At 53.2% G+C, this 20,087-nt stretch carries 18 protein-coding genes and 5 tRNA genes; 5 read left to right on the top strand and 18 right to left on the bottom strand.

Going from position 1 to position 20,087, the window contains the following annotated elements; genetic code table 11:
* Positions 1-436: 436 nt before the first annotated feature.
* The 3 genes from pgfA to rplJ form a co-directional block, all read right to left on the bottom strand.
* Positions 437-1,417, bottom strand: coding sequence for a cell envelope lipid trafficking protein PgfA (gene pgfA / locus CFELI_RS01510; RefSeq protein WP_277104558.1), 981 nt, complete (start codon positions 1,415-1,417; stop codon positions 437-439).
* A 435-nt stretch (positions 1,418-1,852) separates the two neighbouring features.
* On the bottom strand, positions 1,853-2,236 hold the full coding sequence (rplL, locus tag CFELI_RS01505; RefSeq protein WP_277104559.1) for a 50S ribosomal protein L7/L12: 384 nt from the start codon (positions 2,234-2,236) through the stop codon (positions 1,853-1,855).
* Positions 2,237-2,351: 115 nt separating this feature from the next.
* Positions 2,352-2,867: a 50S ribosomal protein L10 gene (gene rplJ / locus CFELI_RS01500; RefSeq protein ID WP_277104560.1), complete on the bottom strand. Its 516-nt coding sequence runs from the start codon at positions 2,865-2,867 to the stop codon at positions 2,352-2,354.
* Between the two features lie 1,367 nt (positions 2,868-4,234).
* Between rplJ and CFELI_RS01495 the strand changes: the two genes are divergently transcribed.
* Positions 4,235-4,639: a hypothetical protein gene (locus CFELI_RS01495; protein ID WP_277104561.1), complete on the top strand. Its 405-nt coding sequence runs from the start codon at positions 4,235-4,237 to the stop codon at positions 4,637-4,639.
* 504 nt (positions 4,640-5,143) lie between these two features.
* Here CFELI_RS01495 and rplA read toward each other — a convergent pair.
* The 10 genes from rplA to CFELI_RS01445 form a co-directional block, all read right to left on the bottom strand.
* Entirely contained in the window at positions 5,144-5,851 is a 708-nt protein-coding gene (gene rplA / locus CFELI_RS01490; protein ID WP_277104562.1) for a 50S ribosomal protein L1, read from the bottom strand.
* Between the two features lie 98 nt (positions 5,852-5,949).
* Complete coding sequence (gene rplK, locus CFELI_RS01485) at positions 5,950-6,387, bottom strand: 50S ribosomal protein L11 (RefSeq protein WP_277104563.1); 438 nt, start codon at positions 6,385-6,387, stop codon at positions 5,950-5,952.
* Positions 6,388-6,735: 348 nt separating this feature from the next.
* A complete protein-coding gene (gene nusG, locus CFELI_RS01480; RefSeq protein WP_277104564.1) occupies positions 6,736-7,584 on the bottom strand; it encodes a transcription termination/antitermination protein NusG in 849 nt (282 codons plus the stop codon).
* Positions 7,585-7,867: 283 nt separating this feature from the next.
* Positions 7,868-8,194 (bottom strand): preprotein translocase subunit SecE, encoded by a 327-nt coding sequence (secE, locus tag CFELI_RS01475; RefSeq protein ID WP_277104565.1) that lies wholly within the window; start codon positions 8,192-8,194, stop codon positions 7,868-7,870.
* Between the two features lie 492 nt (positions 8,195-8,686).
* Positions 8,687-8,759, bottom strand: a tRNA-Thr gene (locus CFELI_RS01470).
* 370 nt (positions 8,760-9,129) lie between these two features.
* A tRNA-Trp gene (locus tag CFELI_RS01465) sits at positions 9,130-9,205 on the bottom strand.
* 66 nt (positions 9,206-9,271) lie between these two features.
* Positions 9,272-9,343: transfer RNA gene (locus CFELI_RS01460), tRNA-Met, on the bottom strand.
* 36 nt (positions 9,344-9,379) lie between these two features.
* Positions 9,380-9,452 (bottom strand) — tRNA-Thr (locus CFELI_RS01455).
* A gap of 316 nt (positions 9,453-9,768) precedes the next feature.
* A tRNA-Tyr gene (locus CFELI_RS01450) sits at positions 9,769-9,850 on the bottom strand.
* 80 nt (positions 9,851-9,930) lie between these two features.
* Positions 9,931-10,962 carry a polyprenyl synthetase family protein gene (locus CFELI_RS01445; protein ID WP_277104566.1) on the bottom strand — a complete coding sequence of 344 codons (1,032 nt, stop codon included), beginning with the start codon at positions 10,960-10,962 and terminating at the stop codon, positions 9,931-9,933.
* A 246-nt stretch (positions 10,963-11,208) separates the two neighbouring features.
* Between CFELI_RS01445 and CFELI_RS01440 the strand changes: the two genes are divergently transcribed.
* Positions 11,209-12,462, top strand: coding sequence for a geranylgeranyl reductase family protein (locus tag CFELI_RS01440; protein ID WP_277104567.1), 1,254 nt, complete (start codon positions 11,209-11,211; stop codon positions 12,460-12,462).
* Between the two features lie 243 nt (positions 12,463-12,705).
* On the opposite strand, the gene CFELI_RS01435 is transcribed toward CFELI_RS01440, so the two are convergent.
* The 3 genes from CFELI_RS01435 to CFELI_RS01425 are packed head-to-tail and all read right to left on the bottom strand — an operon-like array spanning position 12,706 to position 15,083.
* Positions 12,706-13,383, bottom strand: a complete 678-nt coding sequence (locus CFELI_RS01435; protein WP_374724711.1) for a demethylmenaquinone methyltransferase — start codon at positions 13,381-13,383, stop codon at positions 12,706-12,708.
* Positions 13,384-13,434: 51 nt separating this feature from the next.
* Positions 13,435-14,565, bottom strand: coding sequence for a glycosyltransferase family 4 protein (locus CFELI_RS01430; RefSeq protein ID WP_277104569.1), 1,131 nt, complete (start codon positions 14,563-14,565; stop codon positions 13,435-13,437).
* An 8-nt stretch (positions 14,566-14,573) separates the two neighbouring features.
* Positions 14,574-15,083 carry a hypothetical protein gene (locus CFELI_RS01425; RefSeq protein ID WP_374724757.1) on the bottom strand — a complete coding sequence of 170 codons (510 nt, stop codon included), beginning with the start codon at positions 15,081-15,083 and terminating at the stop codon, positions 14,574-14,576.
* Positions 15,084-15,362: 279 nt separating this feature from the next.
* Here CFELI_RS01425 and CFELI_RS01420 point away from each other — a divergent pair, with 279 nt between their 5' ends.
* Together CFELI_RS01420 and CFELI_RS01415 are read left to right on the top strand one after the other, a co-directional pair.
* A complete protein-coding gene (locus CFELI_RS01420) occupies positions 15,363-16,301 on the top strand; it encodes a DUF3800 domain-containing protein (RefSeq protein ID WP_277104570.1) in 939 nt (312 codons plus the stop codon).
* 643 nt (positions 16,302-16,944) lie between these two features.
* Positions 16,945-17,526, top strand: a complete 582-nt coding sequence (locus tag CFELI_RS01415) for a hypothetical protein (protein ID WP_277104571.1) — start codon at positions 16,945-16,947, stop codon at positions 17,524-17,526.
* Positions 17,527-17,729: 203 nt separating this feature from the next.
* On the opposite strand, the gene CFELI_RS13605 is transcribed toward CFELI_RS01415, so the two are convergent.
* A complete protein-coding gene (locus CFELI_RS13605; RefSeq protein ID WP_353959545.1) occupies positions 17,730-18,137 on the bottom strand; it encodes a transposase in 408 nt (135 codons plus the stop codon).
* On the bottom strand, positions 18,133-19,242 hold the full coding sequence (locus tag CFELI_RS01410; RefSeq protein WP_290259054.1) for a transposase: 1,110 nt from the start codon (positions 19,240-19,242) through the stop codon (positions 18,133-18,135). The genes CFELI_RS13605 and CFELI_RS01410 overlap by 5 nt, the downstream gene beginning before the upstream one ends.
* Positions 19,243-19,668: 426 nt before the next feature.
* Here CFELI_RS01410 and CFELI_RS01405 point away from each other — a divergent pair, with 426 nt between their 5' ends.
* Positions 19,669-19,854 carry a PspC domain-containing protein gene (locus tag CFELI_RS01405; protein ID WP_277103623.1) on the top strand — a complete coding sequence of 62 codons (186 nt, stop codon included), beginning with the start codon at positions 19,669-19,671 and terminating at the stop codon, positions 19,852-19,854.
* The last annotated feature ends 233 nt before the right edge of the window (positions 19,855-20,087 follow it).

Genomic DNA, 20,087 nt, shown 5'->3' with positions numbered 1-20,087 from the left:
GGGGGTTTAAAGATTCCAGAGCAAAGAACTACTTTACTGCAGAAAAAATGGATTGTAAAGGGGGCAGTTGTAAACAGGGGCCGTCACGCCCAACCCGTGCCACTAGCGGGGTCGGATGCGCGGGGGCCAACACTTGAGATGTTTACAACTCCCACATCAGTATCAAATTGTTTTCACTCATTCACCTCGCTGCCTAAAGCCCGTAGTGGGAATCCACGACCTTCGGCCACCACACGAGTTACGCGCTGGCGAAAAGCATAGCGTGCGTGGGCACTGCGGCGATGAGGAACTCAACGAAATTGCATTCCCCTGCTCCACACGAAGCCTCATACCCTCAAGGCTGATGTGAGCGGGTTCGCAATCACCTTAGCATTAAACCGTCAAAAAGCAACGCACGCTTCCCACCAGCCGGTACTAGGAGGGAAAAATCCAGCAGTTAAACACCGCTGGCATCTATGGTTGTGCCTCGTTGTTTCCGACCCTGCGGACGCAGTGCCATAAATGCGCCAAGAACTGCTAAAACAATGCCAAACCCAAGGATGATCCAGCTGATCAAACGCGGAGTTGATCCATCGGAAATTTTCGCAATTTCCGCATCCATTTGTTGGCGAAACTCCTCACTCGACTGAGCCGTGAATTTTAGCGCATCATCGACGCGTTCGCCGCGTTCGTTTTGATAATAATCATCCCATTCTTCACTCACATGGGTCACGAGGCCAGTGATGCGATCGACATGAAGCTCACGCTGCCCTTGGTGGATAAGTTCAGCTTGCTCCAAACCACCATCCTCAGTGGCCACCACCGCAAGGCTAAAGACGCTGGGGTTAATCTGGTGGACGTTGGTTGGGGGAATTTTTTGCACGAAGATGTATTCACTGCGCCCGTTGCGGAGTTGTTCTTCCCGAAAAACTGCCGGTACGGTGCGGCGGAGGGTGGCGTCGAAAAGCTCGTAGTTTGTTTGCTCAACGTAAGCGGGGAACTTCACCCAAAGCCCGTGAAAATCGACTTCTTTCGCAGGGGAAGCAAGCTGCTCAGACACCATCAGCGGGGTGGTATTTTCCCCCGTCGTGCGGTCGAAAGTGTACGTCCACACTTCAGCCTGGGCTAAATTTTCCGCCTCAGGGCGCGTACGATCATCGCGCAGCGTTGTAGCCCCAATGCGGGCAGTGGCAACAGCATCGTCGGTGGGCGGGATGATGCTGATGTGGAACTGTTTTTCTACACCACCGTGATAGTTCTCGCCACTTAAAGTACGCATGTGCGCGTTCGGATCTTTAAGCATGAGAGTGGTTGCCGGGATATCAAGCGGAAGGCGGGGGCCGTGAACCACAAGCACGGGGAAGAGTATTCCCCATGTGATGCAGGCTAGACCGACGCCGAAGACGAGGGCAGAAACAATTCGGGACTTAGGCAGCATGATTTATCATTCTAACCTGCCGTGCGTGATCCCGAGTTCCCCACCCCACCGCCAACCCCAACCGCAGCAGCGCCCACGCCCGCCACAGACGCCAACAGTTGCACTGATTTCGCCCACGCCCGCCACCTCAGCGCAGTCGCGTCCCCACTACCCACGGTAACGCAAACAGCACACTCAGCCTGGTTTAATGCACTCCAGCCTTGCCCCGCGCAACGTATACGCGCACACGCAGCACAACAGCCCCCGCCGCGTTCATGCTGAACAGCCCGCTTCAGCCACAACCCAGCATCTGGTGGCTTTTCACGCACACCCCTGCTTTCACCACAGTTGGGCATTGTCTTCGGCAGTACTGTCACCAACCCTGAACAAAGGGAAACTCCCCAGCCATACACAATGGTGCAGGTGGGGAGTTTTACGCAAACAGTAAGAGAGATCTTACTTAAGGGTAACCTTTGCGCCAGCCTCTTCCAGCTTAGCCTTAGCAGCCTCAGCGTCGTCCTTGGAAACACCCTCCAGGATAGCCTTAGGAGCACCCTCAACGAGCTCCTTAGCTTCCTTCAGGCCCAGGCCGGAAACGATCTCGCGGACAACCTTGATCACGCCGATCTTCTTAGCGCCAGCGTCCTCGATAACGACGTCGAACTCGTCCTTCTCTTCCTCAGCTGGAGCAGCAGCGCCACCAGCAACTGCAACAGCAGCAACTGGAGCAGCAGCGGTAACCTCGAAGACCTCTTCGAATTCCTTAACGAACTCGGAGAGCTCGATCAGGGTCATCTCCTTGAAAGCCTCAATGAGCTCGTCCTTGGTGAGCTTAGCCATGGTGGTATTCCTTTCGGTATGGGGTTTTCAGAAACGACAATGGTGTTAAAGAATGTTTCTGAAAAAGTGTTGATTTTTTTGTCTAAAGCTTTTCCGCCGAAGCGTTAAAGAAGCTTTAAGCTTCCTTCTTCTCCTGGAGCGCAGCAGCAAGGCGTGCGACCTGGGAAGCAGGAGCGTTGAACAGGCCAGCGGCCTTTGCCAAGTTGCCCTTCATGGCGCCTGCCAGCTTCGCAAGAGTGGTCTCGCGGTTGTCCAGCTCGGCAATAGCATCGACCTGAGCTGCGCTCAGAGCGTTGCCATCCATGTAGCCACCCTTAACAACGAAAGCCTTGTTCTCGGTGGAGAACTTCTTGAGTGCCTTAGCAGCGTCAACAGCTTCGCCCTTAATGAAGGCGACAGCGGTTGGGCCGGTCAGCAGATCATCGAGGCCCTCGATGCCAGCTTCTTTTGCAGCCAGCTTCAGCAGGGTGTTCTTGGCGACGGAGTACTGGACGTCAGCACCGAGGGACTTACGCAGTGCGGTGGTCTGAGCTACGGTCAGGCCGCGGTACTCAGTGAGTACGAATGCGTCGGTCTCTGCAAAACGCTGCTTGAGCTCTGCCAGAGATGCGGTGTTCTTCGGGTTAGCCATTACTACGCCTCCTTCCTCTTTTTATCTAAAGGTTTTATCCGCCGAGGCTTTCATAACAAAAGCCCCGTGCAAGAGCACAGGGCGCAACACTTTTTCAAAACCCCGCAGTGTGGGCTATCAAAGAAATTGGCTCTAAAGTGACTCCTGCGTGGGCCGTTCCATTTTCATGGAAACCTTCGAGCCCCACCCTCTCAGGGGGACTGACCGACGGTCTACGGTGAAACTTGAGCGAAGGTGCATACAAACACCTTTTTCAAACTTCGACTGGGAACACTACCAGCACCCTATCTACATACGCAAATTACGCACCCACCAGCCACATTTCCCGCACAACCCCCTTCCCCAGCCACAGCTGCCCGCACTTCCCCACCCCACAACTCGACCCTTCCTGCTCCCGCACCCCAAAAACGCGGCATCGCACAGCAAAAGGTCGAACTACCCCTGCATCCCGCACCCCACAACTCGACCTTTCCTCCTCCCGCACCCTCAAAACACGACGTCGCACAGCAAAAGGTCGAGCAAGCCCCACCAGAGCGCAACCCCACTGCTTATCGACGCCAACACCCCAAACCCGACAACTCGACTGTTCCTCCTCTCGCACCTCAAAAACACGGCGTCGCACAGCAAAAGGTCGAGCAAACCCCACCAGAGCGCAACCCCACTGCTTATCGACGCCAACACCCCAAACCCGACAACTCGACCGTTCCTCCTCCCGCACCCCAAAAACGCGGCATCGCACAGCAAAAGGTCGAGCAAGCCCCACATCCCACACCCCTACTGCTTATCGACGCCAACACCCCAAACCCGACAACTCGACCTTTCCTGCTCCCGCACCCTCAAAACACGACGTCGCACAGCAAAAGGTCGAACTACCCTTGCATCCCGCACCCCACAACTCGACCTTTCCTCCTCCCGCACCCTCAAAACACGACGTCGCACAGCAAAAGGTCGAACTACCCCTGCATCCCGCACCCCAAAAACGCGGCGTCGCACAGCAAAAGGTCGAGTGAGAGCAGTGCGTGTTTTACGCATTCCGTTTTCGCCAACGTTTGATCTTGTTGTTGGTTTGCTTCTGTTCGCGCAACAGAATTTTGGGGATTTGACTGGTGACTGGGGTTGGTTAGGGAATTTCTCCACTGATGCACTTGCAAATATATTCACCAAAATTGACGGTATTTATAAGTAATATTAAGTGCATACTTACCCCCTTTTTTATCGCCGGTAACATGGGTGTGACCTGCATTGATAATGTTTTTTCTCCAAGGGTGTAACAAAGCTATGCTAAGCGAAGATCACCTTGTGGACGCACTTCGATTGATAGGTATCGCGTCCGTTATTTTCATCAATAAACAGAAGGAGGTTCACGCATGTGGTTAGTTGTTCGCCATGGAAATAGCCCCATACGATCTGACACGTATTCAGCTTTGATGGAACAACTCGACAGCGTTGCCGAAATACTTGGACGAACTGTTGGCAATTGGCCCAGCCCCGAAAATACGACCGCTGTTCGTGAATATGCTGCTAAAGCATACGGTTGTGCCCCCAAGAAGATCCTCCTCGTATCCCCCTCATCGCCGTTGGCCATCACCCGGCTGGTTGAAGCCCACGATGATGTGCAAAGGCTTGAGCTTGAGCTCATGCAGGCACGCATTACCCGGCGTCGCTTAATGCGCTTCCTCACTGAGGAATCTATTCTGAGGGCGGTAGATATTGGGCGGATATTGGGAATCACCCCCACCGCAATTGGCAAGATTCTCAAAGGAACAGGGTAGTCTTCACGTTCCCCTTGCAAGAAAACATCGTGCTTGAAGTGCCCACAACGCACATTTTCGGTGCTGCCCACACGCAACTACGCCGATCATCACGCTATGTTTTCACCCCCGAACCGTTTGCGCTGATCTCACAAAGTGTTGCCCAAACGCTTGCTACAAGGGAAGCAGTCTCCCCCGTTTGCGCAGGGTTTGCCACACCCTTTTTTTGAGCACCCTACTTTGACTACTTCTGTTCGCATCACTTCCCCCTCACTCACAGTGATTGTGAGGGGCACATAATTTCACATATTCCCCGCACCCCTCGTGCGCCGCAAGTGGCGGGTGCGGGGGTTATGGGCGTTGCACCCCCCTGCAGCGTGACGACGTCGATACGCTCATCGCCGCCACGTCACCGCCGACTGTGGCCCAGGGTATGAAAAGGAAAAGCCACGTGAGAATCTGCACTGAGCACAGTTTCCCACGCGGCTTTAGAGTTTCCAGTTAAAGAAACTTCCTTCAAAAGGATTAGGAAGCGGTGTAGTTCTTCTGGATGGAAGCGTCAACAGGAACGCCAGGACCGGAGGTCGAAGCGATGGTGACCTTCTTGATGTAAATGCCCTTGGAGGAAGAAGGCTTGATGCGGTTCAGCTCGTCGATCAGTGCACCGTAGTTCTCAGCCAGCTTCTCAGCATCGAAGGATGCCTTACCGATGATGGCGTGCAGGTTAGCAGCCTTGTCAACGCGGAAGGAGATCTTGCCGCCCTTGACCTCGGAGATAGCCTTAGCAACATCGGTGGTCACGGTGCCGGTCTTTGGGTTCGGCATCAGGCCACGGGGGCCCAGCACGCGAGCAACACGGCCAACCTTAGCCATCTGATCTGGGGTTGCGATTGCGACGTCGAAGTCGGTCCAGCCCTCGGTGATCTTCTGGATCAGGTCGTCGGAGCCAACAACGTCAGCGCCAGCAGCCTCAGCCTCGGTAGCCTTCTCGCCAGCTGCGAAAACAGCAACGCGAACGGTCTTACCGGTGCCGTGTGGCAGAGAAACGGTGCCACGAACCAGCTGGTCAGCCTTACGTGGGTCAACGCCGAGGCGCACTGCAACGTCGATGGTTGCATCGTAGTTCTTGGAGGAGGTCTCCTTGGCCAGCTCTACAGCCTTCAGTGGGGTGTACAGGCGGCTCTTATCAACCAGCTCAGCAGCGGCCTTGAAAGCCTTAGACTTCTTGCTCATTTAGCAATCCTTACATGTGATTGTTGTGGTGAAGTGGGTCGAAGCGGACCCTACCACGAAAAAGGGGGGAAAATTGTGTGGTGTCGAAGGGCTGAAATTTAGCCCTCGACCTCGATACCCATGGAACGAGCGGTACCAGCGATGATCTTCGCAGCAGCGTCGATGTCGTTAGCGTTGAGGTCTTCCATCTTGGTCTGGGCAATTTCCTTGACCTGATCCATGGTGACCTTGCCCACCTTCTGGGTGTGAGGAACGCCGGAGCCCTTCTGCAGGCCAGCGGCCTTCAGCAGCAGCTTAGCAGCTGGAGGGGTCTTCAGCTTGAAATCGAAGGAGCGGTCTTCGTAGACGGTGATCTCAACAGGGATCACATTGCCGCGCTGAGACTCAGTTGCAGCATTGTAAGCCTTGCAGAATTCCATGATGTTCACACCGTGAGCACCAAGGGCAGGACCAACTGGTGGAGCTGGGTTAGCAGCACCTGCGTCGATCTGCAGCTTGATCAGGCCAGTGACCTTCTTCTTTTTCTTTGGAGCCATCGCTTTACCTACTTCCTTGTTAACGGGGGCCGAACACACCGACACGAAAGTGTTGATGGTTCCTTGAAAAATATTTTCACGGTGTGCGCCCCCGTCCGGATGCCCGAACTTGAAACACAAACCGTGCTTCAGATCTCAAGCCACCGGGGGATCATGAATATGAATTGCGCATGCCAAAAGACACGCAACTGTGAAATTCTAGCAACCGCAACCCAAAGACACCAAACCCCCATGCACCACACCAAAGGTTATGCACGGGGGTTCGCGAACACAGCGACAGCATCACTGCTGTATATGCTGCGTATGGGCTAGATGCGTGTCGACGTCGATACGGCGTCGCAACGACAGCTAGGAAACCTTCTCCACCTGGTCGAAGGTGACATCCACTGGGGTTTCGCGGCCGAAGATGGACACCAGAACCTGCAACTTGGAGTTTTCCACATCGATGGAGGAAATCGTTGCGGAAACACCAGCAAGTGCGCCGGTGAGGATGGTGACAGCTTCGCCTTCTTCGAAGTCGACGGTGACTGCAGCCTTAGCCACATCGGTAGGCATTGCCACAACCTTCTCACCCTCAGCGGTCACAGAGCCTTCGCCCTCAGTCGGTGCGGAAGCGTCCTGTGGCATCAGGAACTTCGCCACATCGCGGTGCTTGACTGGGGTGGCGTTGCCCTCGTTACCCACGAAGGAGGTCACACCTGGGGTTTCACGCACTACAGACCATGCGCGGTCGTTGATGTCCATGCGTACTAGCACGTAGCCTGGCAGAAGCTTGCGCTTGACGATCTTGCGCTTGCCGTCCTTGATTTCCACAGCCTGCTCGACAGGGACCACGATTTCGTAGATGGAGTCTTCCACCTCAAGGGTCTGGGCACGCATGTCAAGGTTGGTCTTCACCTTGTTTTCGTAACCGGAGTAGCACTGAATGATGTACCACTGGCCAGGCTGCTTCTTCAGCTCGCGAGTAAAAGCGCGCAGGCGTGCCTTGTAGTCGCCATCAGCATCGTTTGCTTCGGCAGCGGCCGCCTCGGATGGGGTTGGCTCTGCCTGCTCTTCTCCAGCCTCTGCTTCTGGCTCGGCGATGGAGGCGTCGAAGCTATCGGCGATGTCCTGAGCTTCGGTCGACTCGTTTAACTCAGCAGCATCGGTTGCTTCGTCGAATGCTGCTGCAAAGGAATCCAGGTTTTCTTCGCTCATGTGGGTAAGTCACTCGCTTTCTGCAGGGACAGCATCGGAAAATGTTCACGCTGCCACAGTGGTGGGTGGTCGGGGGTCACAGTGGAATTTTGTTCGTGGAAAGTTGTTTCCCACACGCCGCCTCGGCGGCACTGCTTTCTATGGTAAACAACTTTTCACAGTTCGCTGCTTTCTGCACACTTCACACCATGTGTGCGCGAAGTGTAGGCAAAAAGTTATCCCGCCGTTCCCTTGCTACTTTAAGGAAATCCGGCGGGATGCTATTAGCTACCTTGATTAAATACTAGCGAGGGGTGAGAACCTTCTCAACTCCGAGGCCAGCAAGGAAGTCAACGCCTGCAACGAGGGCGGTGAGCAGGATCAGGAAGGCAAACACAATCAGGGTGTAGTTGACCATCTGCTTAGCAGTTGGCCAAATAACCTTCTTCATTTCGGTGACCACTTCTGGGATAAAAGCAACAACCTTGTTGGTGCTCTTATCTTCAGAACCGCCAGCAGGGGCAGCCTGCTTTGCCTCGTAGGAGGCGGTCGAGGTGGTGCTTGCGCCAGTAAGCTGACGCTTACCGGTTGGACGAGCTGCACCGCCCTGCGTTGGCTGTTGATCGCTCACGCGACTCTCCTCTAACTCAAGTTTTATAAAAGAATCTCACTGTCATTCTGGAAGAACTGAATCTTTTTCACCCTTTCCCCGCGTGGTGGCACTGCGCACCTGTGTGGCGTGGAGGATACAAGACTAGATCTCACAACTGTTCGACTATACCAAATTTCTTAAACTCACCACATTTTCGTTAACGGCAGCACAGCTGACACACACCCTTTGGTGATGCTGTTCTGCGCGCACGCTGCTCCCCTACGCCCACATACTCCCCTGCCGATGCTTGTGCTGATTATGATGTTGTCGCACCAAAGCTCCACGTGCGCCTGCGAAACTTTACTCGCGCACGCATCGATCCTGACCGTAATTTCACGCACGCGGCAGATGTGAGGCCACCATCTTTCGAATGCTGGCATGTTTGCCCACCCCCGTGGGTCCAGGTGCCAGTGCTGTTGGGTGGGCTTTGCGCTTATCGACGACGGTGAAACACCTGGAGAAATAAAAAAGAGCCCCCTGACAGAATCGAACTGTCGACCTTTTCCTTACCATGGAAACGCTCTGCCGACTGAGCTAAGGGGGCAACGCCAAACAGAATCTCTTTCACAATAGTGCGATAGAGCGCTGTGCGACAGAACATAGATTAGCCCCTTGATCTTAAGAACACAAACCCAGCCCAAAAACCACCTTTATGCAGCCGTTTCACAAATGCTTCATGCGCACTATTCTCGTGAAAAACTGCACTGTTTTTCAGCACCTAGCACGCAAACTCCACCCCAGGATTCCCCGCCCTGCCCTAGGGAAACACTGTGCATCAGGCTCAACGTTTGCAAACAACACAGTAAGCCAGTTGTGAGCGCACACCTCGATGCCTCAAATCCCCCGTGTATTCAAAGCCTTCGGGTTAAAGAAAAACCAGCCTTGTGGGGGTTTCCACAAGGCTGGTTTTTCTTTGGCAGGGGCGACAGGACTCGAACCTGCAACTTACAGTTTTGGAGACTGTTGCTCTACCAATTGAACTACGCCCCTATGTATTTATCGTGCCCATATGCAAATAGGGCGCCAATTGGCACCTATTTACTTCTTCAAGCACAGTAGCGATGGCGAGAATTGAACTCGCGACACAGCGATTATGAGTCGCTTGCTCTACCACTGAGCTACACCGCCATACCTGATCCTTTTCAGAATACTAAAAAGAAACAGAGCCCCCTGACAGAATCGAACTGTCGACCTTTTCCTTACCATGGAAACGCTCTGCCGACTGAGCTAAGGGGGCACAGCCGCTAATAAAGTTTAGTAGATTTCTCCGCTGCCCTTCTGTGCGACTGAAGAAACAATAACCCACATTCACAACAGAACACAAATCCCAAGGTCAACAACATAATTTCTACCAACACACAGCAACGCCCCACCCCAACGCGGACAAGCAGCCCACGAAGCACACAGTAATAGTTACGCTCATGCCCAAGGGCCCACACCGCCGACTATGCCCCTTCACTTCCTCCGCAACCAGCCAACAGGCGCACAATCCCCACCAAACTTAAGCTGCACAAAACCCCCTGTGCTCATTAAGAACACAGGGGGTTTGATTGTGCCAGGTAGAAGATTCGAACTTCTGTAGGCAATGCCGACGGATTTACAGTCCGCTCCCTTTGGCCGCTCGGGCAACCTGGCGTGCAACACTTATCTGCTGCGAGAAGTACTTTACTACGAACCCACCACGTTTTGGCAAATCCGCAGGTAGCCTCCCCTACTTAGCCAACACGCGAAACCGTGTACTGGGCAAGCATTCGCAACGCTTTCGTTGTTGCGTTGTCAGGCAGTGTGGCTAGATTCTCGTCGACGACCGCCAAGTAGTGGTGGACGTCGGCAAGCGCACGCGCACGACCCTGCGACTGTGCCAACAGTGATAACGCAGCAGCAACCTCATCATCAGAATGCAGCGGGCCAGTCAACAGCCCACGCAACTGCTCCCCCACCGCGGAGTCCTCAGCAAGCGCGTACAGCACAGGCAACGTGAACACGCCCTCACGCAGATCCGTGCCTGGGGTCTTACCGGACTGGTCTGAATCAGAGAAAATATCAATAATGTCGTCGACGATTTGGAACACCATGCCGATCGCCGCACCGGTGCGCGACAGTGCCTGAATCGTGTCCTCATCAGCACCCGAATGCATCGCACCCAAGTAGCCGGCGGAGGCAATCAGCACACCAGTTTTTTCCTCAATAACCTTCATGTAGTGCTCGATCGGGTCGCCGTCACCAGCGCCGATCGTCTCACGCATCTGACCTGTCACCAGATCACCAAACGTGTCAGCAAAATGCGCAACAGTGGCAACACCCAACTCACTCATGATGCGCGAAGCATGCGCAAGCAAAATATCGCCCGCCAAAATCGCCACCGAGTTCGACCAGCGCGCATTCGCCGACTCCACGCCACGGCGCTGCGTTGCCTCGTCCATCACATCGTCGTGGTACAACGTGGCAAGGTGCGTCATCTCAACGATCACCGCGGCCTTAACCACTTCGTCGCTCATCGGGTTCGGGCCGTAGTTGGATGCCAACAACGCAAACATGGGCCTAAACCGCTTGCCCCCAGCTTTGGTCAGGTGCATAACCTTCTCAGTGAGGAAATCAGCGCCCTTATTCAGCTCATCCCGCAGCACCAATTCCACCCGGTTCATGCCGGCATATAGCTGCTCGTTTAAGGATGCATCACCTAAGTCGACGCGCGTACCGATAGCGGAATCGCCAGTGTTCTGGCGAAGTTCGGCACCGTTGCTCATGCTGTTTCTACCTTTTCCTTGAAGGCCTACAATGCGCCCTAGCACCATGCGCTTGACAGGAGTAACCTCATGAAAAACACACAGGCTAAGACCACGGATGAATTATGTGACAGTGTTTTATGAATCATAAAACTTCACATTCATCCGATTATTTAACCAACTAACCCCTTAACCGTAGTCGATAAGGTGGCTTCCTCACACCCTCGGGGTGGCAATCAGCGTCACTTCCTTGAAAGAATAGGGGTCGTGCCCGAAACTCACAGCGAAAAACTCATCCACACCGAACTGCTGATCATTGGCGGTGGCCCCACCGGCGCAACCGCCGCGATCCACGCCGCACGCAGGGGCTTAAGCACCCTGATTGTCGACGCGCAACAGTTCCCGCGGGACAAAACCTGCGGCGATGGGCTCACCCCCCGCGCCATCACCCAATTGGATCGCATCGGGCTCGCTGCCACCATCACCGACCGCTACCTCTCCCATGGGCTGAAACTTCACGGCTTCGGCGGTTCCGTTACCGCCCCGTGGCCCGACAGCGCTTTCGGCACCGTTGGCTCTGCCATGCCTAGGGTTGAACTCGACGCGCTCATTCTCGATCAGGCGCGACGTCAACCCGAAGTGTCGCTTATCGACGGCGTGGCAGCGATCGCAGTGGAATTCGACGGTGCGAAAGTGAGCGTGGTCACCCTGGCCAACGGTGTGCGCATCAAACCCACGTATCTGCTGGTAGCAGACGGTGTGCGCTCTACTTTTGGCAAGCTGTTGGGCCGCACATGGCACAAAGGGGAAGTCTACGGAATCGCTGCCCGCTCCTACTGTAATACCCCACGATCGACTGAACCGTGGATCCATTCTCACCTTGAACTCACAGATGATACCGGCACCATTCAGCCGGGTTACGGGTGGATTTTCCCCCTCGGCGACGGCCGCGCCAATGTTGGGTGTGGTGCTTTATCCACTGATCGTCGTCCGGCGAAAATCAATACGAAAAAGCTCCTGCATTTCTATGCCCAGCAGTGCCGTGACGAGTGGGATTTCGGGCAGCCGGACAATGTCGCCTCAGCGCTTTTGCCCATGGGTGGTGCTGTGAGCAATGTTGCGGGGGCGAACTGGATGCTCATCGGCGACGCTGCCGCCTGCGTCAATCCCCTCAATGGGGAGGGGATCGATTACGGCATGGAAACCGCCGAACTGGCTGTCTCCTTGCTCGATGAAGGCAAAGATTTTAGCCTGTTGTGGCCTTTTGTCCTGCGCGAACACTACGGTCAGGCTTTTCTTTTGGCACGCACCGCAGCCCGACTACTCACCTACCCGCAGCTGCTACAAAAGCTTGGCCCGATCGGGCTCAACAAACCTCTCGGCCCTGTGCTCATGCCGGCTGCGGCACGCCTGATGGGCAATTTGGTTACTGAGGAAGATTCTGACCTTGTGGCACGAGCTTGGGCTATGGCTGGCACAGTGGTTGGTCGCTTCCGTGGTTCTAGCCCGCTGTGGAGCTAATGCTTGCCCCAAAAACGCCACAATAAGCATACCTATAAATATGAAGGTATTTATTCATAAATACTGATTCGACTTTCAGCACACCTGCCGAAAATTGACCTGCGGTTTTACAGGTAGCACTTGCTCTATGTCGAATCAGTTTTTACCCACCCCCAACCCCCTGACCGGCCTTTAACTTTCCGCAGCAAAAATCCCCCTCCCCCAGCGCGAAGGCGCTCAAGGGGAAGAGGGAGTTAACGTGGTTTAGGCCAGTGGTTTTGTTGCCGCGTGCAGGGCGACGATGCCGAAGGTGAGGTTTTGCCACCCGCAGCCTTCCCACCCTGATTCGTTGATTGCTCGGGCGAGTTCTTCTTGGGCTGGCCATGCTCGGATGGTTTCGGCTAAGTATTCGTAACTTTCTGGGTTGGAGGACACAACCTTCGCAACAGCTGGGAGCATCCGCATCAAATATTCCATATAGATCGTGCGGAAAATGGGCAGCGTGGGGGTGGAGAATTCTGCCACCACGAGGGTGCCGCCGGGTTTGGTCACGCGGGCAAGCTCACGTAAACCGGCGCGGAAGTCATGGATGTTGCGCAACCCGTAGGAGATAGTGACGGCGTCGAAGGTGTTGTCGGGGAAGGGCAGGCACATGCCGTCGCCGCAGACTTTGGGCACGTTGCGGTCTTTGCCTGCGGCCAGCATTCCGAGGGAGAAATCGCAGGCAATCACCCATGCCCCTGATTTGGCGAGTTCTTCGGTGGATACGGCGGTGCCGGCTGCGAGGTCGAGTACGGTGTGGCCGGGTTTCAGGTTGAGGCGTTGCCTGGTTCGGCGTCGCCAGCGGCGGTCTTGTCCGAAGCTGAGCACGGTGTTGGTGATGTCGTATTTCTCCCCCACGGCATCAAACATGCGTGCCACGTCGAGGGGTTTTTTATCCATAGATGCTTTAGCCACGGGTTTAAGTCTAACCCGCTTTGCTCAGGAAGAAACTTAGCTGATGCGCACATCCTGTTTTTCGGCGCATACGTCGGTGTAGTGGTCAATGAGTTGGGCGCAAATGTTCTCCCAGCTTCGTTGCAGTACGTGCGCCCGTGCGGCGTCGGCAATGCGTTTGCGTTGGCCGTGGTTGCTGAGCATGTCGAGGGTGTGTGCAAGCTGGGTGTGGAAGTGTTCGAGGTCGATGAGGTAGCCGGTTTCGCCGTGTGTGATCAGGTCGATGGGGCCGCCAGCGTGTGGTGCGATGACGGGTGTTCCTGCGGCTTGGGATTCTTGGATGGTTTGGCAGAATGTTTCAAATTCGCCGGGGTGGATGAAGATATCGAAGCTGGCGTAGGCGGCGGCGAGGTTCTCGCCTGTGAGTGTGCCGGTGAAGATGGCGGTGGGGAGTTGTTGTTGAAGGCGGTGGTGTTCGGGCCCGTCCCCGACGATCACGAGTTGATAGTTGGGGTGCTGATTGAGCGTCGATAAGCGGTGGATGCCTTTTTCGGCGGCGAGCCGGCCCACATAGCCCACAACGAGTTTGCGTCCGCTCTCTGACCAGCGTTGATGCAGCGTAGCATTGCTTTTCGACGGGTGGAACAACTCAGCATCAACCCCACGACCCCAGCGCATCACCTTGCAAATGCCGTGCTGGGTTAAGGCGTGCTGCGCAGCATAGGAGGGGGCGAGGGTGCGGTCGCAGGCGTTGTGGATGCGCCTCGTCCACGCCCAGGCAGCGCGGGTGAGCCAACTTAAGTGGTAGCGCGTGGCAAAGCCTGCAACATCTGTTTGAAACACCCCAATCACAGGAATGTTGCGACGCTTGGCTGCCCACACCCCCACTGCGCCGACAACGAAGGGGCTGGCCACGTGCACAATATCGGGGCGGAAACGATCAAGCGCATGCACAAGCGCCGGAGTGGGCACACCGACAGGAAAGGAGTTAATCAACGGCACGCGCATCATCGGAAGGCGCACCACCGCGAAGCCACAAAAGTATTCGTCCTGATCTTCCCGCACACCTGGGGCGATAATGATCGCTTCATGCCCGCCTTTACGCAAGTGTTGTGCGATCTGCGCGACTGAGCGCGAAACCCCATTGACGGTGGGAAGGAAGGACTCTGCCACAATAGCCACCCGCATCGTTGTTTCTATTCAGCCCCTTCCGCCTTGTTACGGGGCGCAATCGTAATTCGGCGCGTGCGCGGCGGGGTTTGTGGGCGGGATTCGCCGACGCGGATCTGTTTCACAATGAAAAGTAGCAGCAGCGTGACCACGTGGATACCTGCGAAGACGCTGGCGGCGGGGATGAGCGCCAGTGTCCATTTCCGACCTTCAACTTTTGCAAGCTCAGGGTCAGTTTTTGCGTAGTTGATCCATACCCTTTGCCCAACCCCAAGCCCTGTGGGGTACAGCAAACCGTTGTGTGGGGAGTGGTACACGCCTTCTTCGTCTTGGTATTCCACGACTGTTTTTGTGTTGGTCACGGCGGTGACTTTGGCAAGCGCACGCCCTGGGTTTGATTCGATTGTCCAGTCATTGAGCGCAGGCCCGATCACCATGGCTGCGCAGCCGACCATGGCTGCCGCATAGAGAAAAAGCACAGCCTGAATCGCGCGACGCTTGACACGTGTGGCGCTATACACAGGTATGCGAGGAATTGAGGTGGACACAACATCTCAGTGTAGCCGTTTGCTTATGCCCACCGTCGACGCTTCAAGAAACACTACGTCCTCAGTGACCGTTGCGTCGACCACAACCATGCTGACTTGAAGCTCCCCCCATACCCCTTTTCTCTCAGAAAGCTTGTCGAGTCGCCAGTACGACTGATATCCTCAAAACCGTGAGCCAGGGTTGAGTTGAAAATTCAACAAGAATACCTAGGGCAGCAACTCAAGACCCACATTCGTGTGGGTCTTTACGCTTGTCAATGAGGAAATATGTTACTCGCCTACATAGATGAAATAGGACAAACCGGAGCTTTTGTTAGTCCAACTCACGCAAGATTTTCCGATAGCCCCGCCTTCGGCTATGGCGGTTTTGTCATCCCAGCCGAAGCAGCTCGTGAGTTTGGAGCTTATTTCAACAAACAAAAACGCACGCTGTTTAAGAATGAGATCCCTGAAGGAACCGACCCCAACCGCTGGGAGAAAAAAGGTTCCGACCTCTTATTTGCGAGAGTTTCCGATGATCGACCTCAAAATCTTCGAGTATTCCGATCTCTCATTTCAAAACTCGACGCGCTCAACGGAAAACTTTTCTACTATGCCGCAGAGAAACCTTGCGGAACCCCTAAAGAAACAAACACTGGCCCACGTGAGTTTGAGGCACGTGAAGAAAACGCCATGCGCGAAACACTCAATCGCTTGGCTAGACATGCTGATTCAGGAAAACAACAAATCATGGTCATGATGGATCAGATCAATGAAAAATCGCGGAAACAACGTTTACCCGTTATGTACGCTCACATACTTGGGCGAGCGACTGAACATGAAGATATGCGAAGAATTGTTGAGCCACCCATGCACATTGATAGCTCACTATCTGCAAACATCCAATTTGCGGACTGGGTTTGTGCCCTCGTGAAAAGATCCATTGAGTATCAATTAGTTCCTACCTCTCGATATTCGTGGATCCCAAAGGAAACTCAACTATTGAGAGACAAAGAAATATTTACATTCGAATCAAAGCTCCATCTCTTTCATCGTGCTGTAGACGACATATGCCACTCGCGGATACTCCTTGAGTACAGACCTGTCATCGACCCTTTGCACACAAGCACCATGAACGAAGAAAATCGGAAAAACTTGAGCGAGTCTGGAAAGCTACACTCAGTAAATAAGTTGGAACAACCTACTAATCACGCAAAAGCTCCATAAGCACTTTCTTACCCAGAGTTGTTTTTGAAGATGAAAACTATCATCAGAGGAACGCCCGCCTGCTTCGTTATTCTGTCGCACTTGCCCTCAGACCATTACAATCACCACAAAACCGCTCTAGCCGTTCTACACCTCAACTACCAAATACTCTGCTGAGAAAACCTCATCAACCCCCTCGCCTCAAGGTGATAGCACCTTGATCGCCTTTGACCGGACTTGTGACATTTTAGTCAGGTTTCGAGATTCTATAGAGCAGTCTGGTGATTTCTGGCGGTAGTGGTGTCTCGATAGATCCCTTCCAGTAGCAGCATCCAAACCGATATGGCAAAAATGATTGCCTCCCCAGGTGTGTTCAGATACCACCGCACTGAGTATGATGATGCACCTAGAAGCTGCATTTAAAACCTGTGGTTATGGGTTGTGCGCAAGACAACTTCAGCGCCCCCACTTCATACAAACGAGAAATCAAACGTCTATAAAACGAAAAGCCAGATCCCTGCTAGAGCACAGGTGAATCCACCACCCCCACACCTAACCCCATGAGAAATCCACGATAGACAGAAAGCCTTTCGGTGTATACCATGCTGTGAACACTGGGTCTCCGGAAACCAAGTACTTTCAGTCCAAGAAACATCAGGAGGAAATGTTGAATTCTTTCAAATTCTTAACTCAGCTGTCATTTAAGATGATTGTAGTATTTGTGACAATCTTTGCTATCTCGATTGGAATACACACGCATCCTTCACGCGCTCATGCCCAGGAAATAGCAAAAGTGAATGGTACTTCACCCAAAGGCGATTCATACACAATTGGTTGGGAACTCCCCATTGAATCGAGTCCGCGGTCAGGCTTTCGAAATCGTCCAGTTCACGAGTATTCGTTAGAGACAAAGGTTTTGCCTGATGGTCTACAAACTCTGATTCATTTACAAAACTCGGATGCTCCCAAGCGATATGTTTTTCCCCTTCATCTGCCAGAGGGATCAAATATTGTGGCTTTCAATGAAAACAGTGTTGAGGCCTTTGGAGTAGTGCATCAGGGGGAAATAATAGCTACTATCCAAAAGCCCTGGGCATACGATGCGACTGGAACACCCGTTGCTACGACAATCGCTATCGAAAATGGAGTATTGATTCAAACCGTTGAGCACTCTCCAGACCTTAATTTCCCAATCACTGCTGATCCCCAGATCACTTGGGGATGGGAAAAACCACTATTCGACTAAGCAAGCCCAGATTTTTCATGGGGTGGGTTTGGTGGTGGTGGGTTGGGGTGGTGTGTTTGTGGGGTTGGTTGGGGCACCTTCGCCTTTGGTTGTGGTTTTCAATGGCAAGGTGTACGTCCGTGTTTTTGTGGTGGGGTTTTGTGGTGGGGTGCCTGCGGTTGGCTGCCGGTGGTGGGGTCTGCTGCGTGTTGTGGTTGAGGGGGTTAGGTTTTTCGTTTTTTAAGGGGGCGTAGGAGGTTTTGGGTGTATTCCATAAGTGTCACCAGTGTGGGGGTGTGTGTGCTTTGTTGATCGAGGTGGAGGTATATGCGCCTGCTGCTTGTCGTGATTTTTGCAGAGATTGCAATAAACCTTGCTCGAATGGTTTTTGGTGCCCATGTCCACCACGGGTTGTCGGATTGATTTCGTTTCTTGTTGTTGCCGCTGTTGTGGTTGTTGTAGTGATGGTCGAGTAGTTTTGTCCAGGTGAGAAGTTGGTGGGCTAAGGTTATGATGAGACACCAGATTTGGTTAGCTTTGAACTGGCAAAACGGTAGTTTTGCAAGGCCTTGATCTTTGGCGTCTTTGATGTGTTGTTCGCATAGTGATCTTTGGCGATAGTACTGGTCAATGCGTTGAATATTGCAGTTGAGGTTTGTTGCGCATAATTGGGTGCGTATGCCGAGTTGATTGAAAATGCTGTGTTGGCACCCTGCGTGGGGGGGATTCTATCCGTGCGATCACGCGCATCGTGGTGGGGTAATCAGTAAGAAGGTTCACCAGTGGTTTGTCATCTTCTAGGTGTGCGGTTTGTAGTAGTCCGGTGATGTCTTCAAGGAAGTGTTGGTCATCAAAGCTGATATCCCCATTGCCACGCACAATTGGCACACGGGTGTTACGTAATGATCGATAATCTGTGTGACTAGTTGCTTCGTTACCGGATCTGATGTGCTCATTGAGGAGGATACTTGCTGTAGGTGAGGGTGAAAAGCCAACAACATAACCGAGGTCATGGTCGTCTAAGGAGCTAAGGAATTGTTTTGTCCCACCAGCACTGTCAGCACGGATAACAAGTCGTTTGCCCCAAGGTTTGCCATCGCTGTGATCGGGGAGAGCGGTCAGGATTTCTTTGACAAGCTGGCAATGATCATTAGCGGTGTTTGCTCCCGCGTTACCTGGGCGAAGCAGACAGGTTAAAAATTCCCCACCAGTTAACCCTACGCTGGTGTAGTCGATAAAAGCACATAATGGGTGGAAACCAAACCCCTTCTTATAGGTAGGTGCGGCTTTTTCCTTGCCAGAATGCGCACAGATCAGTGTCGCATCAATATCTACTATCAGGGGTTTGTCTACTGTAGCGAGCTTATGTGGGGCTTGATCGCCCAGCAGGTTCCATAGTGTGCTACGGGCGTATTTGATCGCGTGAAGGAATTCTTCACGTATTTTATCGCTGGTGTCTTTATGCTCTGTCAGTCGCCGCCACAGGGTTGATACCGACGGCAATGGCTGAGACGATAATGCTGTCGAAACAGAATCTAACAAGTTGATGTCTTTAACATCGTCACCACCAGCAATTAACGATAACGCTAACCCAGTACACGCATCACCAAAAGTATGTGTTAACCGTTGCCGTGAGAAAACACGATCAAGGCTGGCACCAATCCCGACTAATTGAGCTACATGAGCAAAGGGTAACACCCCCGCGCGGGAAACAAGACGGGTGCAGCTGGCCATCATAGGGGTGTATGTAGTAGTCTTCACCATGAAAGTGCTCCTTTTCTGCTTGGAATAAAGGCTTAACAACATCTCTATTCTAGCAGGTCAAGAAGCACTTTCTTTACTTTTTACACACCTTTTAAGCCCCACCCCATGAAAAATCCGGGCAAGAAAGAAACTCAGGTCACTGGGGGCGTAACAAGCGCAGGAGCATTGGCGGCTATACCATGGATGGCGGCGCTGGGCACCACGGGTCCTGTGGGGATTCCTATACTCATAGCCTCAGCACGGATTGCATTTGATGCCATCCGTGCTCATAGGAAAGGTCAATGCCTGGGAATTGTTGTTGGCACGAATCCTGCAAGTTCCAATTTTGGTGTCTCAACATATGATTTTAGATGCTAGTAGTAGCTTCCACACAATGAGCACAAGGGAAAAGGAAAAGCGATGGAAAAAACTATGTACCGTATTCCTGAAAAAGGAATCATTGGGGGAGTATGTGCTGGTGTAGCCGAACATTACGGAATGAAACCGGATACCATTCGCATACTTTATTTAATCGCCCAATTCCTAACCTTCCCAATGATTTTCACTTACCTCTTTCAATGGTTTGTCACTCCCGTCAAGAAATAAGTGAGATTTTCTCATTAGGAAAATGCGTATGAAACGCTGACCTGTAGTTATGGGGGTTTGGTGGACATGTCATAACGAAGGCACGCGGGGTTCTTACCCAGAGTTGTTTTTGAAGATGAAAACTATCATCAGAGGAACGCCCGCCTGCTTCGTTATTCTGTCGCACTTGCCCTCAGACCATTACAATCACCACAAATCCGCTCTAGTCGTTCTACACCTCAACTACCAAATAC

The organism is Corynebacterium felinum (assembly GCF_030408755.1).
Taxonomy (GTDB): Bacteria; Actinomycetota; Actinomycetes; order Mycobacteriales; family Mycobacteriaceae; genus Corynebacterium; species Corynebacterium felinum.
The sequence above is the reverse complement of the archived record's forward strand: the minus strand, read 5'-3'. Positions and strand labels throughout refer to the sequence as shown.

Bases quoted from the DNA above. Each gene is read 5' to 3' on its own strand.
- pgfA (WP_277104558.1), bottom strand. From the start codon at position 1,417: ATGCTGCCTAAGTCCCGAATTGTTTCTGCCCTCGTCTTCGGCGTCGGT.
- rplL (WP_277104559.1), bottom strand. From the start codon at position 2,236: ATGGCTAAGCTCACCAAGGACGAGCTCATTGAGGCTTTCAAGGAGATG.
- rplJ (WP_277104560.1), bottom strand. From the start codon at position 2,867: ATGGCTAACCCGAAGAACACCGCATCTCTGGCAGAGCTCAAGCAGCGT.
- CFELI_RS01495 (WP_277104561.1), top strand. From the start codon at position 4,235: ATGTGGTTAGTTGTTCGCCATGGAAATAGCCCCATACGATCTGACACG.
- rplA (WP_277104562.1), bottom strand. From the start codon at position 5,851: ATGAGCAAGAAGTCTAAGGCTTTCAAGGCCGCTGCTGAGCTGGTTGAT.
- rplK (WP_277104563.1), bottom strand. From the start codon at position 6,387: ATGGCTCCAAAGAAAAAGAAGAAGGTCACTGGCCTGATCAAGCTGCAG.
- nusG (WP_277104564.1), bottom strand. From the start codon at position 7,584: ATGAGCGAAGAAAACCTGGATTCCTTTGCAGCAGCATTCGACGAAGCA.
- CFELI_RS01445 (WP_277104566.1), bottom strand. From the start codon at position 10,962: ATGAGCAACGGTGCCGAACTTCGCCAGAACACTGGCGATTCCGCTATC.
- CFELI_RS01435 (WP_374724711.1), bottom strand. From the start codon at position 13,383: ATGGATAAAAAACCCCTCGACGTGGCACGCATGTTTGATGCCGTGGGG.
- CFELI_RS01430 (WP_277104569.1), bottom strand. From the start codon at position 14,565: ATGCGGGTGGCTATTGTGGCAGAGTCCTTCCTTCCCACCGTCAATGGG.
- CFELI_RS01420 (WP_277104570.1), top strand. From the start codon at position 15,363: ATGTTACTCGCCTACATAGATGAAATAGGACAAACCGGAGCTTTTGTT.
- CFELI_RS01415 (WP_277104571.1), top strand. From the start codon at position 16,945: ATGTTGAATTCTTTCAAATTCTTAACTCAGCTGTCATTTAAGATGATT.
- CFELI_RS01410 (WP_290259054.1), bottom strand. From the start codon at position 19,242: ATGATGGCCAGCTGCACCCGTCTTGTTTCCCGCGCGGGGGTGTTACCC.
- CFELI_RS01405 (WP_277103623.1), top strand. From the start codon at position 19,669: ATGGAAAAAACTATGTACCGTATTCCTGAAAAAGGAATCATTGGGGGA.